Below are 362 nucleotides of genomic sequence, written 5' to 3' on the forward strand. Positions count from 1 at the left end.
AGCCTGGGCCGGCTTGCCGGCAGCGGCGCCGTCGGGACGCGCACCGTTACCGGAACGCTGGCCACCGGCACCGCCGGTGCGGCCACCGCCATTGCCGGAACGGCCGGCGCCCTGACGCTGGCCCTGACCCTGCGGGCGGGGCGCGCGGCGCGGCTCGCTCGGATCGCGGGGCTCTTTGCGCAGCGGCGCGCCGATACCACGGGCGATGTTGTCCAGCGTCTCGCGGGAGGCTTCGAAGCCGGCCACCTGCTCGCAGGGGATATTTTGCTTGGTCAGACGCTCGATGGCCTTGATGAGCTTGCCCTCATCGGCCGCCACCAGGGAGATGGCATGACCGGTGGCGCCGGCACGGCCGGTACGGC

At 73.5% G+C, this 362-nt stretch carries 1 pseudogene; it reads right to left on the minus strand.

Annotation, left to right across the window (positions count from 1 at the left end):
* Positions 1–362, minus strand: a pseudogene (locus BN1119_RS12055) (DEAD/DEAH box helicase); the annotation flags it as partial.

It is taken from the genome of Aeromonas bivalvium, from assembly GCF_000819765.1.
GTDB classification, from domain to species: domain Bacteria; phylum Pseudomonadota; class Gammaproteobacteria; order Enterobacterales; family Aeromonadaceae; genus Aeromonas; species Aeromonas bivalvium.